The sequence below is a fragment of the Vibrio sp. 1167 genome, assembly GCF_033340375.1.
GTDB classification, from domain to species: domain Bacteria; phylum Pseudomonadota; class Gammaproteobacteria; order Enterobacterales; family Vibrionaceae; genus Vibrio; species Vibrio alginolyticus.
Genome location: NZ_JAWOWK010000075.1, coordinates 1 through 1,222, shown reverse-complemented (window position 1 = coordinate 1,222; position 1,222 = coordinate 1). Strand labels below are relative to the sequence as shown.

Sequence of the window (1,222 nt, the reverse complement as noted above, 5' to 3'; positions counted from 1 at the left end):
GAAGGCATTGCGCTCTATCTTCTTCGCGACTACTGAAATGAAGAAGGAACACGGCACGGATGCACAGCCTGCAGCGGTGAAAAAAGTGGGTGTTCTTGGTGGCGGCTTAATGGGCGCTGGGATCAGTCATGTAACGGTAGCAAAAGCAAAAGTGCCTGTTCGAATCAAAGATGTGAGCAATGACGGTGTGTTGAATGCACTTAACTACAACTACAAGTTGTTTGAGAAGCAGCGTAAACGTCGCATCCTGTCGAAAGCCGATTTACAGGCGAAGATGTTGCAACTGTCAGGTGGCGTAGACTTTACAAGTTACAACCACATTGATGTTGTGATCGAAGCGGTTTTCGAAGACTTGGATCTAAAACAACAGATGGTTGCGGACATTGAAGCAAACGCAAAATCTGAAACTATTTTTGCTACGAACACGTCTTCGTTACCAATCCACAAGATTGCAGAAAAGGCAGAGCGACCAGAAAACATCGTCGGTTTACATTACTTTAGCCCAGTAGAAAAAATGCCGCTGGTGGAAGTGATTCCGCATGAAACAACGTCTGATGAAACCATTTCGACAGTTGTCGCATTGGCTAAGAAGCAGGGTAAAACCCCAATCGTTGTGAAGGACAAAGCTGGCTTTTACGTAAACCGCATTCTTGCGCCTTACATGAATGAAGCTGCGCATATCTTGCTGGCAAATGAGCCGATTGAGAAGTTAGATGGTGCGCTGTTGGATTTCGGCTTCCCTGTTGGGCCAATCACGTTACTTGATGAAGTTGGTGTTGATATTGGCGCGAAGATCATGCCGATTCTGGTCAATGAGTTGGGCGAGCGATTCAAAGGTCCTGATGTATTCGATATCTTATTGAATGACGGTCGCAAAGGACGTAAGAGCGGGAAAGGTTTCTACACTTACAAAGGTAAGAAGAAAGAAGTCGATAAATCCATCTACAAGCTACTCAAACTGACGCCAGAATCGAAGCTCAGCGATAACGATATTGCGTTGCGCTGTGTACTGCCAATGCTTAATGAAGCAGTACGATGCTTGGACGACGGTATTATTCGCTCTCCGCGCGATGGCGATATTGGTGCGATTTTTGGTATTGGCTTCCCTCCATTCCTTGGCGGGCCATTCCGTTATATGGATCAATTCGGTTTGAAAGAACTGGTTGAGAAAATGAACGAATTTGCATCGAAATATGGCGATCGTTATGCGCCATGCGACGGA

General features: G+C 45.9%; 1 protein-coding gene. It reads left to right on the top strand.

Annotation, left to right across the window (positions count from 1 at the left end):
* On the top strand, positions 1 to 1,222 hold a 1,222-nt coding region (locus tag R7Z78_RS24470; protein ID WP_318117039.1), incomplete at both ends, for a 3-hydroxyacyl-CoA dehydrogenase NAD-binding domain-containing protein.